This is a genomic window from Segetibacter sp. 3557_3 (genome assembly GCF_004354985.1).
GTDB lineage: Bacteria > Bacteroidota > Bacteroidia > Chitinophagales > Chitinophagaceae > Segetibacter.
On record NZ_SMSK01000002.1, the window covers coordinates 183308 to 198845 of the forward strand.

14 protein-coding genes are annotated in these 15538 nt (G+C 46.2%); 10 read left to right on the forward strand and 4 right to left on the reverse strand.

The features are described from left to right. The first annotated feature begins 3 nt into the window (after positions 1 to 3). The 7 genes from trpB to EXU57_RS05135 all read left to right on the forward strand — a co-directional run bounded on the left by trpB (position 4) and on the right by EXU57_RS05135 (position 6272). Positions 4 to 1224, forward strand: coding sequence for a tryptophan synthase subunit beta (gene trpB / locus EXU57_RS05105; protein ID WP_133267102.1), 1221 nt, complete (start codon positions 4 to 6; stop codon positions 1222 to 1224). Further along, complete coding sequence (trpA, locus tag EXU57_RS05110) at positions 1224 to 2018, forward strand: tryptophan synthase subunit alpha (protein WP_133267103.1); 795 nt, start codon at positions 1224 to 1226, stop codon at positions 2016 to 2018. The genes trpB and trpA overlap by 1 nt, the downstream gene beginning before the upstream one ends. 9 nt (positions 2019 to 2027) lie before the next feature. Beyond that, positions 2028 to 2627, forward strand: coding sequence for an imidazole glycerol phosphate synthase subunit HisH (gene hisH, locus EXU57_RS05115; RefSeq protein WP_133267104.1), 600 nt, complete (start codon positions 2028 to 2030; stop codon positions 2625 to 2627). Between the two features lie 3 nt (positions 2628 to 2630). Next, positions 2631 to 3347: a 1-(5-phosphoribosyl)-5-[(5-phosphoribosylamino)methylideneamino]imidazole-4-carboxamide isomerase gene (gene hisA / locus EXU57_RS05120; protein ID WP_133267105.1), complete on the forward strand. Its 717-nt coding sequence runs from the start codon at positions 2631 to 2633 to the stop codon at positions 3345 to 3347. 238 nt (positions 3348 to 3585) lie between these two features. After that, entirely contained in the window at positions 3586 to 4407 is an 822-nt protein-coding gene (gene hisF / locus EXU57_RS05125; RefSeq protein ID WP_243745514.1) for an imidazole glycerol phosphate synthase subunit HisF, read from the forward strand. A gap of 130 nt (positions 4408 to 4537) precedes the next feature. Further along, positions 4538 to 5134 carry a bifunctional phosphoribosyl-AMP cyclohydrolase/phosphoribosyl-ATP diphosphatase HisIE gene (gene hisIE, locus EXU57_RS05130; RefSeq protein WP_133267106.1) on the forward strand — a complete coding sequence of 199 codons (597 nt, stop codon included), beginning with the start codon at positions 4538 to 4540 and terminating at the stop codon, positions 5132 to 5134. A gap of 1 nt (position 5135) precedes the next feature. Continuing rightward, positions 5136 to 6272: a TlpA disulfide reductase family protein gene (locus EXU57_RS05135; RefSeq protein WP_133267107.1), complete on the forward strand. Its 1137-nt coding sequence runs from the start codon at positions 5136 to 5138 to the stop codon at positions 6270 to 6272. A gap of 228 nt (positions 6273 to 6500) precedes the next feature. Here the strand turns inward: EXU57_RS05135 and EXU57_RS05140 are convergent, their stop codons facing one another. Both EXU57_RS05140 and EXU57_RS05145 read right to left on the reverse strand, forming a co-directional pair. Then, on the reverse strand, positions 6501 to 7607 hold the full coding sequence (locus tag EXU57_RS05140; RefSeq protein ID WP_133267108.1) for a DUF2911 domain-containing protein: 1107 nt from the start codon (positions 7605 to 7607) through the stop codon (positions 6501 to 6503). A gap of 171 nt (positions 7608 to 7778) precedes the next feature. Then, positions 7779 to 8441, reverse strand: a complete 663-nt coding sequence (locus tag EXU57_RS05145) for a T9SS type A sorting domain-containing protein (RefSeq protein WP_133267109.1) — start codon at positions 8439 to 8441, stop codon at positions 7779 to 7781. A 385-nt stretch (positions 8442 to 8826) separates the two neighbouring features. Between EXU57_RS05145 and EXU57_RS05150 the strand changes: the two genes are divergently transcribed. Both EXU57_RS05150 and pckA read left to right on the forward strand, forming a co-directional pair. Beyond that, positions 8827 to 9396, forward strand: coding sequence for a UbiX family flavin prenyltransferase (locus EXU57_RS05150; protein WP_133267110.1), 570 nt, complete (start codon positions 8827 to 8829; stop codon positions 9394 to 9396). 192 nt (positions 9397 to 9588) lie between these two features. Further along, the gene (gene pckA / locus EXU57_RS05155) at positions 9589 to 11196 is read left to right on the forward strand and encodes a phosphoenolpyruvate carboxykinase (ATP) (protein WP_133267111.1); all 1608 of its coding nucleotides are present in this window, start codon (positions 9589 to 9591) and stop codon (positions 11194 to 11196) included. A gap of 62 nt (positions 11197 to 11258) precedes the next feature. On the opposite strand, the gene EXU57_RS05160 is transcribed toward pckA, so the two are convergent. Together EXU57_RS05160 and trpS are read right to left on the reverse strand one after the other, a co-directional pair. Continuing rightward, entirely contained in the window at positions 11259 to 11894 is a 636-nt protein-coding gene (locus tag EXU57_RS05160) for a deoxynucleoside kinase (RefSeq protein ID WP_133267112.1), read from the reverse strand. Between the two features lie 74 nt (positions 11895 to 11968). Then, entirely contained in the window at positions 11969 to 12949 is a 981-nt protein-coding gene (trpS, locus tag EXU57_RS05165; RefSeq protein WP_243745515.1) for a tryptophan--tRNA ligase, read from the reverse strand. A 447-nt stretch (positions 12950 to 13396) separates the two neighbouring features. On the opposite strand from trpS, the gene recG reads away from it, so the two are divergent. Next, complete coding sequence (recG, locus tag EXU57_RS05170; protein ID WP_133267114.1) at positions 13397 to 15538, forward strand: ATP-dependent DNA helicase RecG; 2142 nt, start codon at positions 13397 to 13399, stop codon at positions 15536 to 15538.

Below are 15538 nucleotides of genomic sequence, written 5' to 3' on the forward strand. Positions count from 1 at the left end.
ACGATGACGACAAAGGAAATTAAAATACTTCCGATCGGGAAAGAGGGTAGCGGCCCTGATGAATATGGTTATTACGGAAGTTTTGGGGGAGCTTATATACCTGAAATGCTTTTCCCGAATGTAGAGGAACTCAAAACCCGCTACCTGGAAATCATGGCAGAACCGGCCTTCCAGAACGAGTTTAGAACCCTGTTGCGGGATTATGTGGGCCGTCCAACTCCATTGTTTTTTGCGGAACGTTTAAGTAAGCAATTCAATACCCGGATATATCTGAAGCGCGAAGACTTGTGTCACACGGGCGCCCACAAAATCAACAACACCGTTGGACAGATACTATTGGCATTACGCCTTGGTAAAAAACGCATCATCGCTGAAACCGGTGCAGGTCAACATGGAGTGGCAACAGCCACGGTATGTGCACTAAAAGGTATTGAGTGTGTTGTGTACATGGGCGAAAAAGATATTGAGCGCCAGGCACCCAACGTTGCGCGTATGAAAATGCTGGGTGCAACCGTAGTTCCGGCACTTAGTGGCAGCAGAACCTTGAAGGATGCCACCAATGAAGCCATTCGCGCCTGGATCAATAACCCAACAGATACTCATTACATCATCGGCAGCGTTGTGGGCCCACACCCATACCCCGACATGGTGGCACGGTTTCAAAGCGTGATTAGTGAAGAGGTTCGCTGGCAGCTGCTCGAACAAACGGGCTCGGAATTACCGTCGCATATGATCGCCTGCGTTGGTGGAGGTAGCAACGCCGCAGGTGCTTTCTACCATTTTATCCATGAGCAGGCAGTTAAGCTTGTAGCAGTTGAGGCTGCCGGTCATGGCATAAACACAGGGATGAGTGCAGCAACTACACAGCTTGGCCGATCGGGCATCCTGCACGGCAGCAAAAGCTTGGTGATGCAAACCGAAGATGGCCAGGTTACCGAACCACACAGCATTTCAGCAGGACTCGATTACCCTGGTATCGGGCCATTGCATGCGCACTTATACGAAAGTGGCAGGGGAACATTTTTGAGCGTTACCGACGACGACGCTTTACGATCGGCGTTTGAAGTCTCCCGCCTTGAAGGCATCATACCTGCGCTTGAAACTGCACACGCCTTTTCAGCACTAAAACAATTGTCGTTAAGAACCGACAATACCGTAGTGGTTTGTTTGAGCGGGCGGGGAGATAAAGATTTAGCCACTTACATGAAAGCAATGGGAGTATAATGAAAAGATTATCGCAATTATTTGCAACTAAAAAACAACGAATATTAAATGTGTATTGTACTGCCGGGTATCCTGAGCTCGACAGTACGCTTCCGGTGATGAAGGCTCTTGAGGACCAGGGTGCAGACATCATTGAGCTAGGTATGCCGTATAGCGATCCCCTTGCTGACGGACCTGTCATCCAGGAAAGCAGCCTGAGGGCTATTGAAAACGGGATGACCATCGCCACACTGTTTAACCAGCTTTCGACCATGCGAACGGGTGATGCTGCAGGTACGGGAAAGATCACCATCCCGGTTATCCTAATGGGATACATGAACCCGGTTCTACAATATGGCTTCGAACGGTTTTGCGAAAAGGCAGCTGAAGTTGGTATCGACGGCTTGATCTTACCAGACCTGCCAATGCACGAATATGAAACGATCTATGGTCCAACCATCAGGAAATTTGGTCTCGACCTGGTTTTCCTGGTAACTCCCGAAACAGGCGAACAACGTATACGTCGGATCGACGCACTGAGCAGCGGTTTTCTTTATGCTGTATCATCATCGTCTACCACTGGCTCAAACAAAAATATTGGTGACCAGGAAGCTTATTTTCAAAAGCTGCAAAGCATGCAATTACAAAACCCGGTACTCGTGGGATTTGGCATAAAAGATAAAAGCACTTTTGATGCCGCCTGCAAATACACCAATGGTGCCATTATCGGAAGCGCCTATATTAAAGCCTTAGAGCACAGCACAGACGTTGCCGGCACAACAAAGTCCTTTCTTTCGAACATCATTGCGCAATAATCCCCGATAATGAAACTGGCAATCGTAAAATATAATGCGGGCAACATTCAATCGGTGTTGTTTGCACTTGAACGACTTAACATCCGCGCCATTGTTACCGATGATACAAATGAAATCTCGACTGCCGACAAGGTAATATTTCCGGGGGTTGGAGAAGCAAGCACGGCCATGCAGTACCTGCGCGAAAGAAAGCTCGACCAGGTGATCACCGCATTAAAACAGCCCGTACTCGGCGTATGCCTTGGCATGCAGTTGATGTGCGCACATAGCGAGGAAAACGATACTAACTGCCTGAACATTTTTGATGAGCCCGTCAGGCGCTTTCATTTGAATAAAACCCATTCTGCCGGCGTGAAAATTCCGCAAATTGGCTGGAACAAAATATACAATGTGCAGAGTCCCCTATTTGAAGGTGTGGACCAGGGTTATTGTTATTTTGTACACAGTTACTACGCCAGTTTAGGGGAACATACAATTGCCACTACCGATTATATTCAACCTTATAGTTCGGCCCTGCATAAAGACAACTTTTATGGAGTGCAATTTCACCCGGAAAAAAGTGCAGAAACAGGTGCACGTATACTTGAAAATTTTATAAACCTCGTTTAGTTCATGGTGATTATTCCGGCTATTGACATTATCGACGGTAAGTGCGTTCGGTTAACCCAGGGTGATTATAACCAGAAGAAGGTTTATAACGAACACCCGTTGGAAGTAGCAAAGCAGTTTGAAGACGCAGGGCTTAAAAGATTGCACCTCGTTGACCTGGATGGCGCAAAAGAGGGAAAGGTGAAGAACTGGAAGGTGCTGGAAAAAATTGCCGGACGAACCGGGCTAGAGATTGATTTTGGCGGAGGAATTAAGACGGAAGACGATGTGATGATTGTTTTTGAATCGGGAGCACGGTTTGCCACAGTAGGAAGCATTGCTGTAAAAGATGAACCGCTTTTTACCAGCTGGCTCGCCAGCCACGGAGCTGAACGCTTCCTGCTGGGCGCCGACGTAAAAGAAGAAAAGATTGCCATACATGGTTGGCTTGAAACATCGAACATCTGGGTATACGACTTTATAAAAAAGTACCTCGACAAAGGTGTTCAGCAAATCTTTTGTACCGACGTAAGTAAGGATGGTAAACTTGAAGGGGCATCAACCGAGCTATATAAAAACATCATCAGTGAATGTAAGGGTATTCACCTGATTGCCAGCGGGGGTGTTAGCTCGATGGACGATCTTTATGCCTTAAAGGAGATTGGCTGCAAAGGCGCCATTGTTGGCAAGGCGATATATGAAAACAGGGTGAGTTTGCAGGATCTGAAACAATTTGCGTAAATGGATTAGGGAATTGAGTATTTGGGTATTAAGGTATTGGAAAACCAACAATCGATTACAATTGCATGTTTTTGTAAAGCAATTTTTATGGACCCATCTTCTGGATTACTATGGAACATCGTTGCGTCGCACTCTTTTACTTCAAAGCATTATTCGCCTCTTCTCGCGACTTAGCTGATTGTTACTAACAAAACATTTTACCTGCTAATTTCAACTGGTTTAAAGCTTAAAACTAAACATGATGGATCCTGTAGGCGACATAACAATTCGGGAGGAGCTTGAAGCTTCGCAACTGCACAGCGGACTTTGCAAGCGCATTGTTCCCTGCCTGGATATTAAAGATGGCCGAACAGTAAAGGGGATCAATTTCGAAAACATTCGCGATGCCGGCGACCCCGTTGAGCTTGGCGCTTTGTACGCACAACAGGGTGCCGATGAACTTGTATTTCTTGATATCACCGCTACCGTTGAAAAACGCAAAACCCTTAGCGAGCTGGTTAACCGGATTGCCCACAAGATCAATATCCCCTTTACTGTTGGCGGAGGGATCAGCAGCGTGGAAGATGTAAGTGTGCTGCTGCAAAATGGTGCCGATAAAATTTCAGTAAACACAGCAGCATTCAGGAACCCGCAACTGCTAAACGATCTTGCCCGATCCTTCGGTTCGCAATGCGTGGTATTGGCTATCGACACCAAAAAAGAGGAAGATGGCCACTGGTACGTATACCTGAACGGCGGACGGGTGAAGACCGAAACGCTTTGTACCGATTGGGCCAGGGAAGCCGTTGAGCGCGGAGCGGGGGAGATTCTGCTGACTTCCATGAACAACGACGGTACCAAGAAAGGCTTTGCGCTTGATATTACCCGTGAACTATCAACAACACTACCCGTACCGGTGATTGCTTCGGGCGGCGGTGGTACCATGGATCACTTTATGGATGTATTCACGGAAGGCAGTGCCGATGCAGCACTCGCCGCCAGCATTTTTCATTTCAAAGAGATAACGATACCCGATTTAAAAGGATATTTGCACCAACGCGGTATCAATGTACGCCTGTAGGGTTTGGCTTGTACTCCGCAAAGCCGCCACCTGTATTAACTGTACAAGTGAGTGACACCCGTCCGAATGCGGAGCGGGCGGGCAACAAAAGACCACCAGTGATCCACTGCCGGTAACCAAAAAAACAATTGTGAATATAGATTTTTCGAAATATAGCGACGGACTTGCTCCAGCAATTGTGCAGGATTTTAAAACGCACAAGGTGCTTATGCTTGGTTTTATGAACGAAGAAGCGCTCGTTAAAACGGAAGAAATTGCAAGGGTTACCTTTTACAGCCGGTCAAAAAACCGGCTTTGGACCAAAGGAGAGGAGAGCGGGAACTTTCTTTTGCTTAAAGAAATTCTTATTGATTGCGACAACGACACCCTGCTGATTAAAGCCGAGCCAACGGGTCCCGTTTGTCATACCGGCGCCGATACCTGCTTTAGCGAAAAAAACCACCCGGATGATTTTCTCTTGCATCTTGAACACATTATTGACCTGAGAAAAAAAGCATCGCCGGATGAATCCTATGTTGCAAAGCTTTTTGCAAAAGGGATTAACAAAATTGCGCAGAAAGTGGGCGAGGAAGCTGTAGAAATGGTGATAGAATCAAAGGATCAGAACGATACCTTGTTTCTCGAGGAATCAGCCGATTTGCTGTTTCACTATTTACTTTTGCTTAACGCAAAAGGCTATAAATTGCGAGACGTTGTTGAAATTTTGCAGCAGCGCCATTCGAAGTGATATGAAAAAACTGTTATTGGTTCTCCTTTTCCCGGTTCTGGCGCAGGCGCAAAAATCTTCGGTTGCTTCCAAAGCTAAGCAGGCAACAGCCCCCAAAGCACAGGAAGGATTAATACTCAATGGCCGGGTAGAGGGACTCCCTGACAGCACAATGGTTTTATTATCCCATCCTTCGAACCCAAACAACATGTTTGCTGTCGGGTACGCTAAAAAAGGGGCTTTTACACTCAAGGGCCAAACACCTTATCCCGACCTCTACCTGCTTTCATTTACAGGTATTCAAAAGCAGGTTGACCTTTTTCTCGAGAACAAATCAATAACCTTAACGGGCAACATCAACGACCTCGAAAATGTAAAAGTTTCCGGCTCTGATGTACACACCGATTATGAATTGTACGAAACGCGGTTTAACCCAATTAAAAACCGGCTGAACGAAATAGCCAATAACATCAGGGTTACTGGAGATGCCGTTAAACGTGATTCACTGGTTGCCGCTTTCGAAACTGAACGTAAAATACTGGTGACTCAGGTGGATGCCTTTGTTCAGGAGAAACCCGCTTCGCCTGTAACTACATTCATATTGTTGATCACCAGCCAGGTTGCGGGGGATGGTCTTGCACTTGAAAGTCGCTACAATAAGCTAACAGCTGCTGCCAGAAATACCCTGTATGCAACCCAGATAGAGTCTGCCATTTACGAGGCAAAACATCCCAAGCCCGGGGCTCCCGGAACTATGGCCGTTGAATTTTCACAGGCCGATACCGCCAATAAGCCCGTGAGTCTTTCTTCATTTAAGGGGAAATATGTACTGGTAGATTTTTGGGCGAGTTGGTGTAAGCCATGCCGGATAGAAAATCCTGCGGTGGTTAATGCCTTTAATTCGTTCAAGGATAAAAATTTTACCATTTTGAGCGTTTCACTTGACCAATCGAGAGAGAACTGGTTGCGGGCAATTAAAGACGATAACCTTGCCTGGACACATGTAAGCGACCTTAAGTACTGGCAAAATGAAGTTGCGCAACTATATGGGGTTTCGAGTATTCCTACCAATATGTTGATTGATCCCAGCGGAAAGATTATCGCCAGGGACCTGCGTGGCGAACAACTCTATGCCACGCTTCAAAAGGTTCTCAATTAATTTCTACCCTCCATTAAGTTGAAATTTGTCGTGAAGTTGTAACCTCCGTATGCCATTGTGTCCAACGTGCTTCCCAAACGAGGCATGATGGTCAATTGTCGGCGGGGCTTTTTACCGGGTATTAGAACTATCGGTTAACCTCCATTTGCAAAGTCAAATGGCTCCATTCCAGGGTATTTCCACGTTTTCATTTTTACTTATGACTTTTTATTTTTTTGACTTCTGCCCTTACTGGTTAATGTCTTTGCCTTCCCCCAACTTTGTAATCATATTTTCGATATTGACTTTATTGCCCGGATCTGGTGCCTGTGGAAGTGCTTTCCGGGCAAATTCCAATGCCTTCTTATAATTGCCTGTTGCGGAGTAGCCGCGAACCATTCCCATGTTGGTGGTAAAGGTGTTAGGATTTTTATCGTAGTTCAGCTTAAATACGTCGAAGGCTTCTTTGTGCTTTTTCTGCGACATCAGCTGCCTTGCATAAGCATGCAGTTGGTTCATTGTTCCCATTGGCAACGCCATTTTCATTATGCTGTCGGCGGAGCTGTTGTTGCCCATTTTTGCAAGGATCTGTGCTTTTGTCGACAGGTTTTGGAAATTTGGCTGGCCAAAAAACGGGGTACCTATTGATTGGTCTACCCATTCCAATCCCTGTGCAAGGTCGATATTGTTTTCGAGGCTATAACGTGCGGCCTCGTTCCAGGATGTCCAGTTAAAGCTTTTATCGCTTCTTAATTCACGTTTGAATGACTCCATTTGGAATTTGTGAATATCGGCCTCTATCCTGAATGGGATCCTGATCTTTTCCCAAACCAGGTTAATGGTGGCGCTGTTTGGAGTTTGGTCAGTAAACTCGTATTTCAACCATTCTGTACTTTGGTTCTGCTGAATGGGTTTCACATTTACCCGAAGTGCATCTTCCTTTTCGTCGTAGTAAAAACTGCCCCAACTTGTTGAATTCTTTGAAAAAATCAACGTGTATTCTTCAGGTGACGTAGCTACGAAAAACCCGTACTTTCCTGCCGGCAGTTCTTTCCCCTCAACCTTTACGGGGGTACTAAACATTATGGTCGTGTTTTCGTTTGCACCTGCACGCCATGGTGCTTTTTTGCTTGGGCCAAATCCAAGATCATTAAAGCCATGTGGAATGAGCTTTCCCCAGATTTGACCTTCCCTGCCTTTTACCGCAGGCCTGTTGTAGTGAATGACAATCTCGGTGAGACCAATCTGTTCGCCAACCATCGCCTTTTTGTTGCCGCCTTCGGGTATGGTGGTGAGTTGTGCTTGTAGCGAAATACTCGTACAAAGTATAATGAGGGCAAGTAGAAAATTTCGCATGTGGGTCGTTTAACTGCCAAGCTAATAAACCTTTGCTGATTTTCACAAGTGCTGGGAAGAAGTGTCTACACCATTGATGAACGGAGCATTGCGTGCAGAATTTTACCATTTGTGTATTTGGAATACACTAATTCGTAATCCGCCAATCCGTAATCCGCTAATCGTTCTACCCTACTGTTTAACAATGCGAAATAGTTGACGTTGTTTTTTGTCTTCGCTCATTACCCGTAGGTAGTAATTGCCGGCAATAAGATCGTCGGGCGCCTGTAGCTGGATAAGGTTCACCCCTGCGGAAACCTGGAATGGTTGTGACTGGATAAGGGTTCCCTGGCTGGTTCTCCATTCGGCAGAAAACATTTGCGCGGTGAGGCTTGAAATTTTGAGTTTTGCAACCTGGGAAATAGGGTTGGTTTGCAGTAGAATGTATGAAGAGGAATTCTCTGTTGATATTACAACAATGGCAGAGTATGCTGCAGGTTTTTCATCTCGCAAAATTTCCAGCCGGTAATAAGCCGTTGAGCGGCTGGAAGGCCAGTCGTCTTTAAATGAAGTTGTTCCTGCTCTGGCTGTGCTAATGGTGGTAAAATGATTTCCATCGGTGCTGTACTGGATATTAACCTGTTTCAGGTCGTCACCAACCGGAATGTTCCAGTCGATCTGCGCCCCACCTGGGTTTTTCTTACCGCTTACTTGTACAATGCCAATGGCAGCGCTGTCCCTGCTTTCAACTACAGGCTTCAACGTGTCGCCAGGCAGACCTGCAGGACTGGCCATCACAGGCTGCCAGGCACAGGCCAGCATTGCAATGATGAGTGTTCCGTTCAATCTACCCATAGCTAACAAATTAAGCATACATCCTTAGTCACGCTCTACCAACATGGCATTTAACTTTATTTTTAACACCAGCAAAAAAAGTTATTCACAGTAAATGTAAAGTGTTAAGGGAGATACAGCAGGTTTGTGCAAAACTCTGATGGCAGCCGGGGAGAAATTAACAGGGTAGCGGGTGAGCAAAAAAAAAGGGCCAGGATAGAAATCCAGCCCCGTTTTTAATCCAATATTCTATGAAAGACCAATTATTAGATGCGGGTAGCATTGCTTAAGTTGCAATGGACCTGAAAGAATAATTATACCCACCCATATCTTGAAGCAGAACCAATAAGTACACGGGAGGTGAACTGATAAGCGATTAAATTTGTTTGGGTTCAAACACTCTATCATGGAAAACAAGATTGTACTCGCTATAACCGGGGCCAGCGGTTCAATATATTCAAAACAGCTTTTGGATAAGCTGATTTTGCAACGGGTGCAATACAAAGATCTGGCGGTAGTGATGAGTAACAATGCGAAGGACGTATGGAAGACGGAACTGGGTAATGAAAGTTATCGTGATTACCCATTGCCATTTTATGAAAAGAACGACTTTTTCGCTCCCTTTGCATCAGGTTCCGCCCGCTACAATATTATGATCGTTGCTCCATGTAGTATGGGCACACTTGGTCGTATTGCCCACGGCATCAGCGACGACCTGGTGACCAGGGCCGCAGATGTTGTGCTTAAGGAAAGGAGGAAATTAATCCTGCTGCTTCGTGATACACCATACAACCTGGTACATATCCGCAACATGGAAGCCATAACCCTGGCTGGTGGCATTATATGTCCGGCTACGCCCTCATTCTACAGCCGGCCAACCAACATAGACGAACTTGTTGCCACCGTTGTAGACCGGGTTCTCGACCTGGCCGGGATAGAGATCAATGGATATCGGTGGAGTGAACCCGCCGGGTAGTACATGATTAATGTTTAAGAATCAGGCGTTAATTTCAGGTGTGTTTTATATGTGGAAGGCCGTAGCGTTAGTGAGCTTTCTAAAAAGAAGGTAAATAATTCGAGATTTTCGATTTCTGGACAGTTTTCCACCGGGCTATTAGATGAATTCAAAAAGTAATAGTTTTGTTTTCCACTAAACCTGCGCTTGCATATGTCCATTCCTACCATTATGGTTCCAACCCGGAACCTGTTAAAAACCGGGTTATCTGCTGCAACCAATATCCATTACCAACTTTCTTCCGCAGAACTGGTTCAACAATCCGTTGCGCTTGGCCAGGGAAGACTTAGTGATAGCGGGGCCTTGGTGGTTGAAACAGGTGAGTTTACCGGCAGAAGCCCATTGGATAAATTCATTGTTAAGGATGAAATTACCGCAGATGCCGTTCACTGGAATAATTTCAACATTGCCTTCGACCCGGATAAATTTGAAAAGCTTAGGAAAAAAGTCATAGATTATCTTGGCACCAAAGAAGAAATATGGGTACGTGATGCTTTCGCCTGTGCAGATCCTGCATACCGGCTAAACATTCGTGTTATAAACGAAAATCCGTGGAGTAATCTTTTTGTGTACAATATGTTCATCCGGCCAACCGAGGAAGAGGCAGAAAGCTTCGAACCGGAGTGGCACATTATCCACGCACCCGGCTTTAAGGCCAACCCTGCTGTTGATGGTACCCGTCAACACAACTTCGCCATCATTTCGTTTGAACAAAAGATGGTCTTAATCGGCGGCACAGGTTATACCGGTGAAATTAAAAAGGGTATATTTTCCGTTCTCAACTTTATACTACCTTACAACGATCATGTGCTAAGTATGCATTGCAGCGCCAACGTAGGCAGCGCAGGTGATACGGCAATATTTTTCGGACTAAGCGGAACAGGTAAAACAACCCTCAGCGCCGATCCGCAACGGATGCTTATCGGAGATGATGAACATGGCTGGACCGATGATACGGTATTCAATTTCGAAGGTGGCTGTTATGCAAAAACAATTGACCTTAGTGAAGATAAAGAGCCTGAGATCTTTCATGCGATCAGGCAGGGCGCGCTGGTAGAAAATACCCGGTTTTTCCCTGGCACAAATACCATCAATTTTACTGATAAAAGCATTACCGAAAACACCCGGGTGAGCTACCCCTTATCATTTATCAGTAATGCCCTTGAGCCTTCTGTTGGCCATAACATCTGCAATATCTTTTTTCTCACTGCTGATGCGTATGGCATCCTGCCCCCGATCAGTAAACTGTCGCCAGCTCAGGCCATGTATCAATTCATTAGTGGCTACACTGCAAAAGTTGCTGGTACCGAAACCGGGATTGTAGAACCGAAGTCGACATTCAGTGCCTGTTTTGGTGCGCCATTCCTGCCCTTACATCCTGGCTTCTATGCAGAAATGCTTGGCCGGAAGTTAAAAGAAAATGGTGTGAACGTGTGGATGATCAATACTGGTTGGAGCGGCGGAGCATATGGGGCTGGGCAAAGAATTAAGCTTGCCTATACCCGCGCAATGATCACAGCTGCACTTTGCGATAAGCTCAACAGCGTGCCCTTTGAGGCCCATCCCGTGTTTGGGATGATGATCCCAACCGAGTGTCCTGGCGTACCGTCAGAAATTTTAAACCCACGAAATACCTGGCAGGATAAAGTTGCTTACGATCATAAAGCCAGCGCGCTTGCTATGGAGTTTGTGAATAATTTCCGGAAGTACCAGGATGGCGTCAGCGCCGAAATACAAAATGCTGCTCCTTTAATCAACTAAGCCAGATAATAAAAACGCCCGGTAAGTGCCGGGCGTTTTTATTGAAACAACGGTAACATTTATTAAAACAATCCAAAAAGCAAAGCGTCTACCTTATTTATGATGTCGCCCATGTCTTCGTCGTTTTCTCCAAACTTGTTTTTGTCCACATCAATTACCAGCAACGGGCCTTCTTTGTAACTGCCTATCCACTTGTTGTAATAATCGTTAAGTTTTTTCAGGTAGTCCAACCGGATATTCTCTTCGTACTCCCTGCCGCGTTTTTGTATCTGCCCCACCAGTGTTGGAACAGTTGCCTGCAGGTATATCAACAGGTCGGGAGGTTGTACCATCGACTTCAGGGTTTGAAAAAACTGGTAGTAGTTGTCGAAGTCACGCTTACTCATCAGTCCCATATCGTGCAGGTTCGGTGCAAAAATATTCGCGTCCTCGTAAATCGTCCTGTCCTGGATAATGGTTTCTGTTCCCCGTTGAATTTCGAGTAGCTGGTTCAGGCGGCTGTTCAGGAAATAGATCTGCAGGTTGAAACTCCACCTGGGCATGTCTTCGTAAAAATCGTTCAGGTAGGGATTGTTAGCAACGTCCTCGAACTGTGGTATCCATTTATAATGCTTGCTCAGTGCTTCGGTTAAAGTTGTTTTGCCTGCTCCTATGTTACCAGCAATTGCAATGTGTTTTGGTTTTTTCAATTTTGCCATAATGTTAGTGGTTCCTGCATGCTAATGCTGGTAAAGGAAAACAAAAAAATCATAAGGAGCTTCAAGGGTGTCTGCTAAAAGTAATTCAGGCCCACCGCTTCACGTACAAGTGCCATCGTTGCCCGCGAGCTCTCCCTTGCTTTGGCCGCACCTTTTTCCATAACCGCTTTAAGGTAATTCTCGTCGTTCATAATGGCGTTCACCTTTTCACGTATTGGACCAATAAAGTTGACCATGTCCTCGGCAAGTTGTTTTTTTAGGTCGCCATATCGGATGGAGCAATTGTCGTAATCTGATTCAAATTTGCCCAACACGTCGGGTGTGCTAACCAGTCTTAGTAAAAGGAATATGTTCGTGATATAATCCGGCTTTTCGGCCCCGGGTGTAGTAGGGCCACTATCCGTTTTTGCTTTCATAACTTTTTTCCTGATCATCTCATCACTGTCTGCCAGGTAAAGGGTTGCCATCTGGTTTTCACTTTTACTCATTTTACCGGTGCCATCAAGGCTTGGCACCTTTACCAGTTCCTGACTATAATTGAAAGCCATTGGTTCCGGAAACACATCACCATATCGATGGTTAAACCGGTTTGCAAAAGTACGCGCCATTTCCAGGTGTTGTTCCTGGTCCTTGCCCACCGGAACAAGTGATGCACGGTGAATAAGTATATCCGCGGCCTGCAACACAGGATACGTTAGCAGTCCCGCATTGATGTTCTGAGGATGTTGCCGGGCCTTCTCCTTAAACGTAACGGTTTTCTCCAGTTCACCCTTATACGCAAGCATATTCAGGTGCAGGTAGAGTTCCGATGTTTCATAAACATGACTCTGGCAGTAAAACGCAGCCTTATCCGGGTCAAGTCCACAAGCAATATTCTCGGCAAGAACCCGGTGTACGTTAGACTTTAATTCTTTTGTGTCGGGATGTGTTGTTAACGAGTGAAGATCGGCCACCATAAAAAAGCATTCGAACTCTTCCTGCATACGCACGTAGTTTCGAATGGCTCCAAAATAGTTACCGAGGTGTAAAAAGCCGGTAGGCCTGATACCGCTCATTACAATTGTTTTTTTTGCTTCCATAGAAAACGACGAAGATAAGCAATGGATAAAAAGGCGGGGGCTTAAACAGGAGGAGTTTTTACGTACAATTCCAGGAAGGGATACTGAGTAGCAGTAAACTTACCTTTCCTGCATCATTGCCCGCTGAGTAGTTTCTTGCTCACGAAGAAATATAATGCTCCTGAGCATATTCTTTTTTTGGGGGACCGGCTGAAGAACTTTGCGGAGCCCCGGTTGTGTCACTCACTCTTACGGCAACAGGGCTATTCACCCGGCCATTGCTGTTATTGCAATTGCAGCTCTAAAACAGATCCCCTGTTATGACCGGCTAAAAAGGGGTCAACTGCAGGCTCCTTTCTACAGCCCTGTTGTCCTGAAAGAAACTACAGACCACCAACATGAGGAACTTGCACAGGTTTGCTATGTTTAGCTAACCGCGAACAATTGAACTGCTTTCTTACTTTTACAAAAAAACAGCTTACGTCTCCCTCGATCCTCGACAACCCGATTGAATACCTTAAAGGCGTTGGGCCGCTCAAAGGCGACATGCTCAAGAAAGAACTTGGCATATTCACCTTTGGCGACCTGCTGGAGCACTACCCGCTCCGGCACATCGATCGTACCCGCATCTCCCGGATTTCCGACATCAACCCCGGTACTGAGTACATTCAGGTAGCCGGTAAACTGGAAAACCTGTCTATTCTCGGCGATAGCCGAAGCCGACGATTGGTTGCCGGGCTTCGCGATAAGTCGGGAAGTCTTGAACTGTGTTGGTTCCAGGGCATACATTGGGCCGAGAAAAACCTGGTTGCAGGCAGTCAGTACCTGGTATTCGGCAAGGTTAGTTTCTTTAATGGTAAGCCACAGATCAGCCATCCCGAAATTGAGGCTTTTGTACCTGCTATGGCCGATGGTAAAAGTCATCTTGAGCCCATATATCCCACAACTGAAAAACTCAAAGCGCGGGGTCTTAGTGGCAAACAGATCGGCAAGCTCACTGCTGTTTTAATCGGCTTGCTCTCCGCGAAAGACATCCAGGAAAACCTGCCGGATCCGGTCCTTTCACGCCGTCAGCTTATGCCAAGGTTCGAAGCTTTTGTATCTATTCACCTGCCCAAAGATCAGCAGGCCTATGAAAACGCGCTGGAACGGCTCAAATTCGAGGAGCTGTTTATCCTGCAGGTCAGGCTTGGTATTACCAGGCTTCGACGACACCGGTACAGCAAGGGTGTTGTATTTGAAAAAGTCGGCGAATACTTTAACGACTTTTACAATAATCACCTCCCGTTCGAACTCACCGGTGCGCAAAAACGGGTTTTAAAAGAAATCAGGACAGATACCTTTAAAGGCACCCAGATGAATCGCCTTTTGCAGGGCGATGTAGGCAGCGGCAAAACGATTGTTGCCCTCTTAACCATGCTGTTGGCTGCAGATAACGGTTTCCAGAGTTGCATTATGGCGCCTACTGAAATCCTGGCGACCCAACACTTTCACGGTATAAAGCACCTGTTAAGGGAGATGCCCGTGAACATCAGGTTACTTACCGGCAGTACCCGGGCGGCAGAGCGAAGGGAAATACTTAAACAGCTTGCAGATGGTTCGTTGCATATGGTTACCGGTACGCATGCGTTGATTGAAGACCCCGTGAAGTTTTCAAAGCTAGGGCTTTCCATCATCGACGAACAGCACCGTTTTGGCGTTGCGCAAAGGGCAAAGCTCTGGGCAAAAGCCGCGATCCATCCGCACGTACTCGTAATGACGGCAACACCAATTCCCCGTACCCTCGCGATGACAGCTTACGGCGACCTGGACTATAGTGTAATGGACGAACTGCCACCGGGAAGGCACCCGATTACTACGGTACACCGCAACGAAATGCACCGTATTAAGGTGATGGACTTTATCCGTTCCGAAATTGATAAGGGACGCCAGGCTTACATCATCTTCCCGCTAATTGAAGAGAGTGAGTCGCTCGCTTATGAAAACCTGATGGATGGATACGAGCACGTGAAGGCCTACTTTCCTGAGCCAAAGTACTGGATCAGTATGGTTCATGGCAGGCAGCCAGCCGATGTAAAAGAAACCAACATGCAACGGTTCGTATCCGGTGATACTCAAATCATGGTAAGCACAACCGTTATTGAAGTTGGTGTAAACGTACCCAACGCTACGGTAATGGTAATTGAAAGTGCGGAGAAGTTTGGTCTCTCTCAGTTGCACCAATTACGCGGAAGGGTAGGACGCGGTGCCGAAAAAAGCTATTGTGTGCTGCTCACCGGCACCAAAGTAAGTAATGAGGCGCGTGAGCGAATCGGGATCATGTGTGCAACAAACGATGGTTTTAAAATTGCAGAGAAAGATCTCGAGTTGCGAGGCCCCGGTGATATCGAAGGCACCAGGCAAAGCGGAGTTTTAAACTTTAAACTCGCGAGTCTGCTCAACGATAAAGAACTTTTAGAAAACGCTAAAATTGAAGCGGAAAGTTTACTGAACAGGGACGAAGACTTAAATTCGGTCGAGAATCTTCCTTTAAAGAATTTTCTTGTAATGCAAAAAGGAAAGACTGCCTGGAGCAAGATTTCGTAA

Bases quoted from the DNA above. Each gene is read 5' to 3' on its own strand.
- trpB (WP_133267102.1), top strand. From the start codon at position 4: ATGACGACAAAGGAAATTAAAATACTTCCGATCGGGAAAGAGGGTAGC.
- trpA (WP_133267103.1), top strand. From the start codon at position 1,224: ATGAAAAGATTATCGCAATTATTTGCAACTAAAAAACAACGAATATTA.
- hisH (WP_133267104.1), top strand. From the start codon at position 2,028: ATGAAACTGGCAATCGTAAAATATAATGCGGGCAACATTCAATCGGTG.
- hisA (WP_133267105.1), top strand. From the start codon at position 2,631: ATGGTGATTATTCCGGCTATTGACATTATCGACGGTAAGTGCGTTCGG.
- hisF (WP_243745514.1), top strand. From the start codon at position 3,586: ATGATGGATCCTGTAGGCGACATAACAATTCGGGAGGAGCTTGAAGCT.
- EXU57_RS05135 (WP_133267107.1), top strand. From the start codon at position 5,136: ATGAAAAAACTGTTATTGGTTCTCCTTTTCCCGGTTCTGGCGCAGGCG.
- EXU57_RS05140 (WP_133267108.1), bottom strand. From the start codon at position 7,607: ATGCGAAATTTTCTACTTGCCCTCATTATACTTTGTACGAGTATTTCG.
- EXU57_RS05145 (WP_133267109.1), bottom strand. From the start codon at position 8,441: ATGGGTAGATTGAACGGAACACTCATCATTGCAATGCTGGCCTGTGCC.
- EXU57_RS05150 (WP_133267110.1), top strand. From the start codon at position 8,827: ATGGAAAACAAGATTGTACTCGCTATAACCGGGGCCAGCGGTTCAATA.
- pckA (WP_133267111.1), top strand. From the start codon at position 9,589: ATGTCCATTCCTACCATTATGGTTCCAACCCGGAACCTGTTAAAAACC.
- EXU57_RS05160 (WP_133267112.1), bottom strand. From the start codon at position 11,894: ATGGCAAAATTGAAAAAACCAAAACACATTGCAATTGCTGGTAACATA.
- trpS (WP_243745515.1), bottom strand. From the start codon at position 12,949: ATGAGCGGTATCAGGCCTACCGGCTTTTTACACCTCGGTAACTATTTT.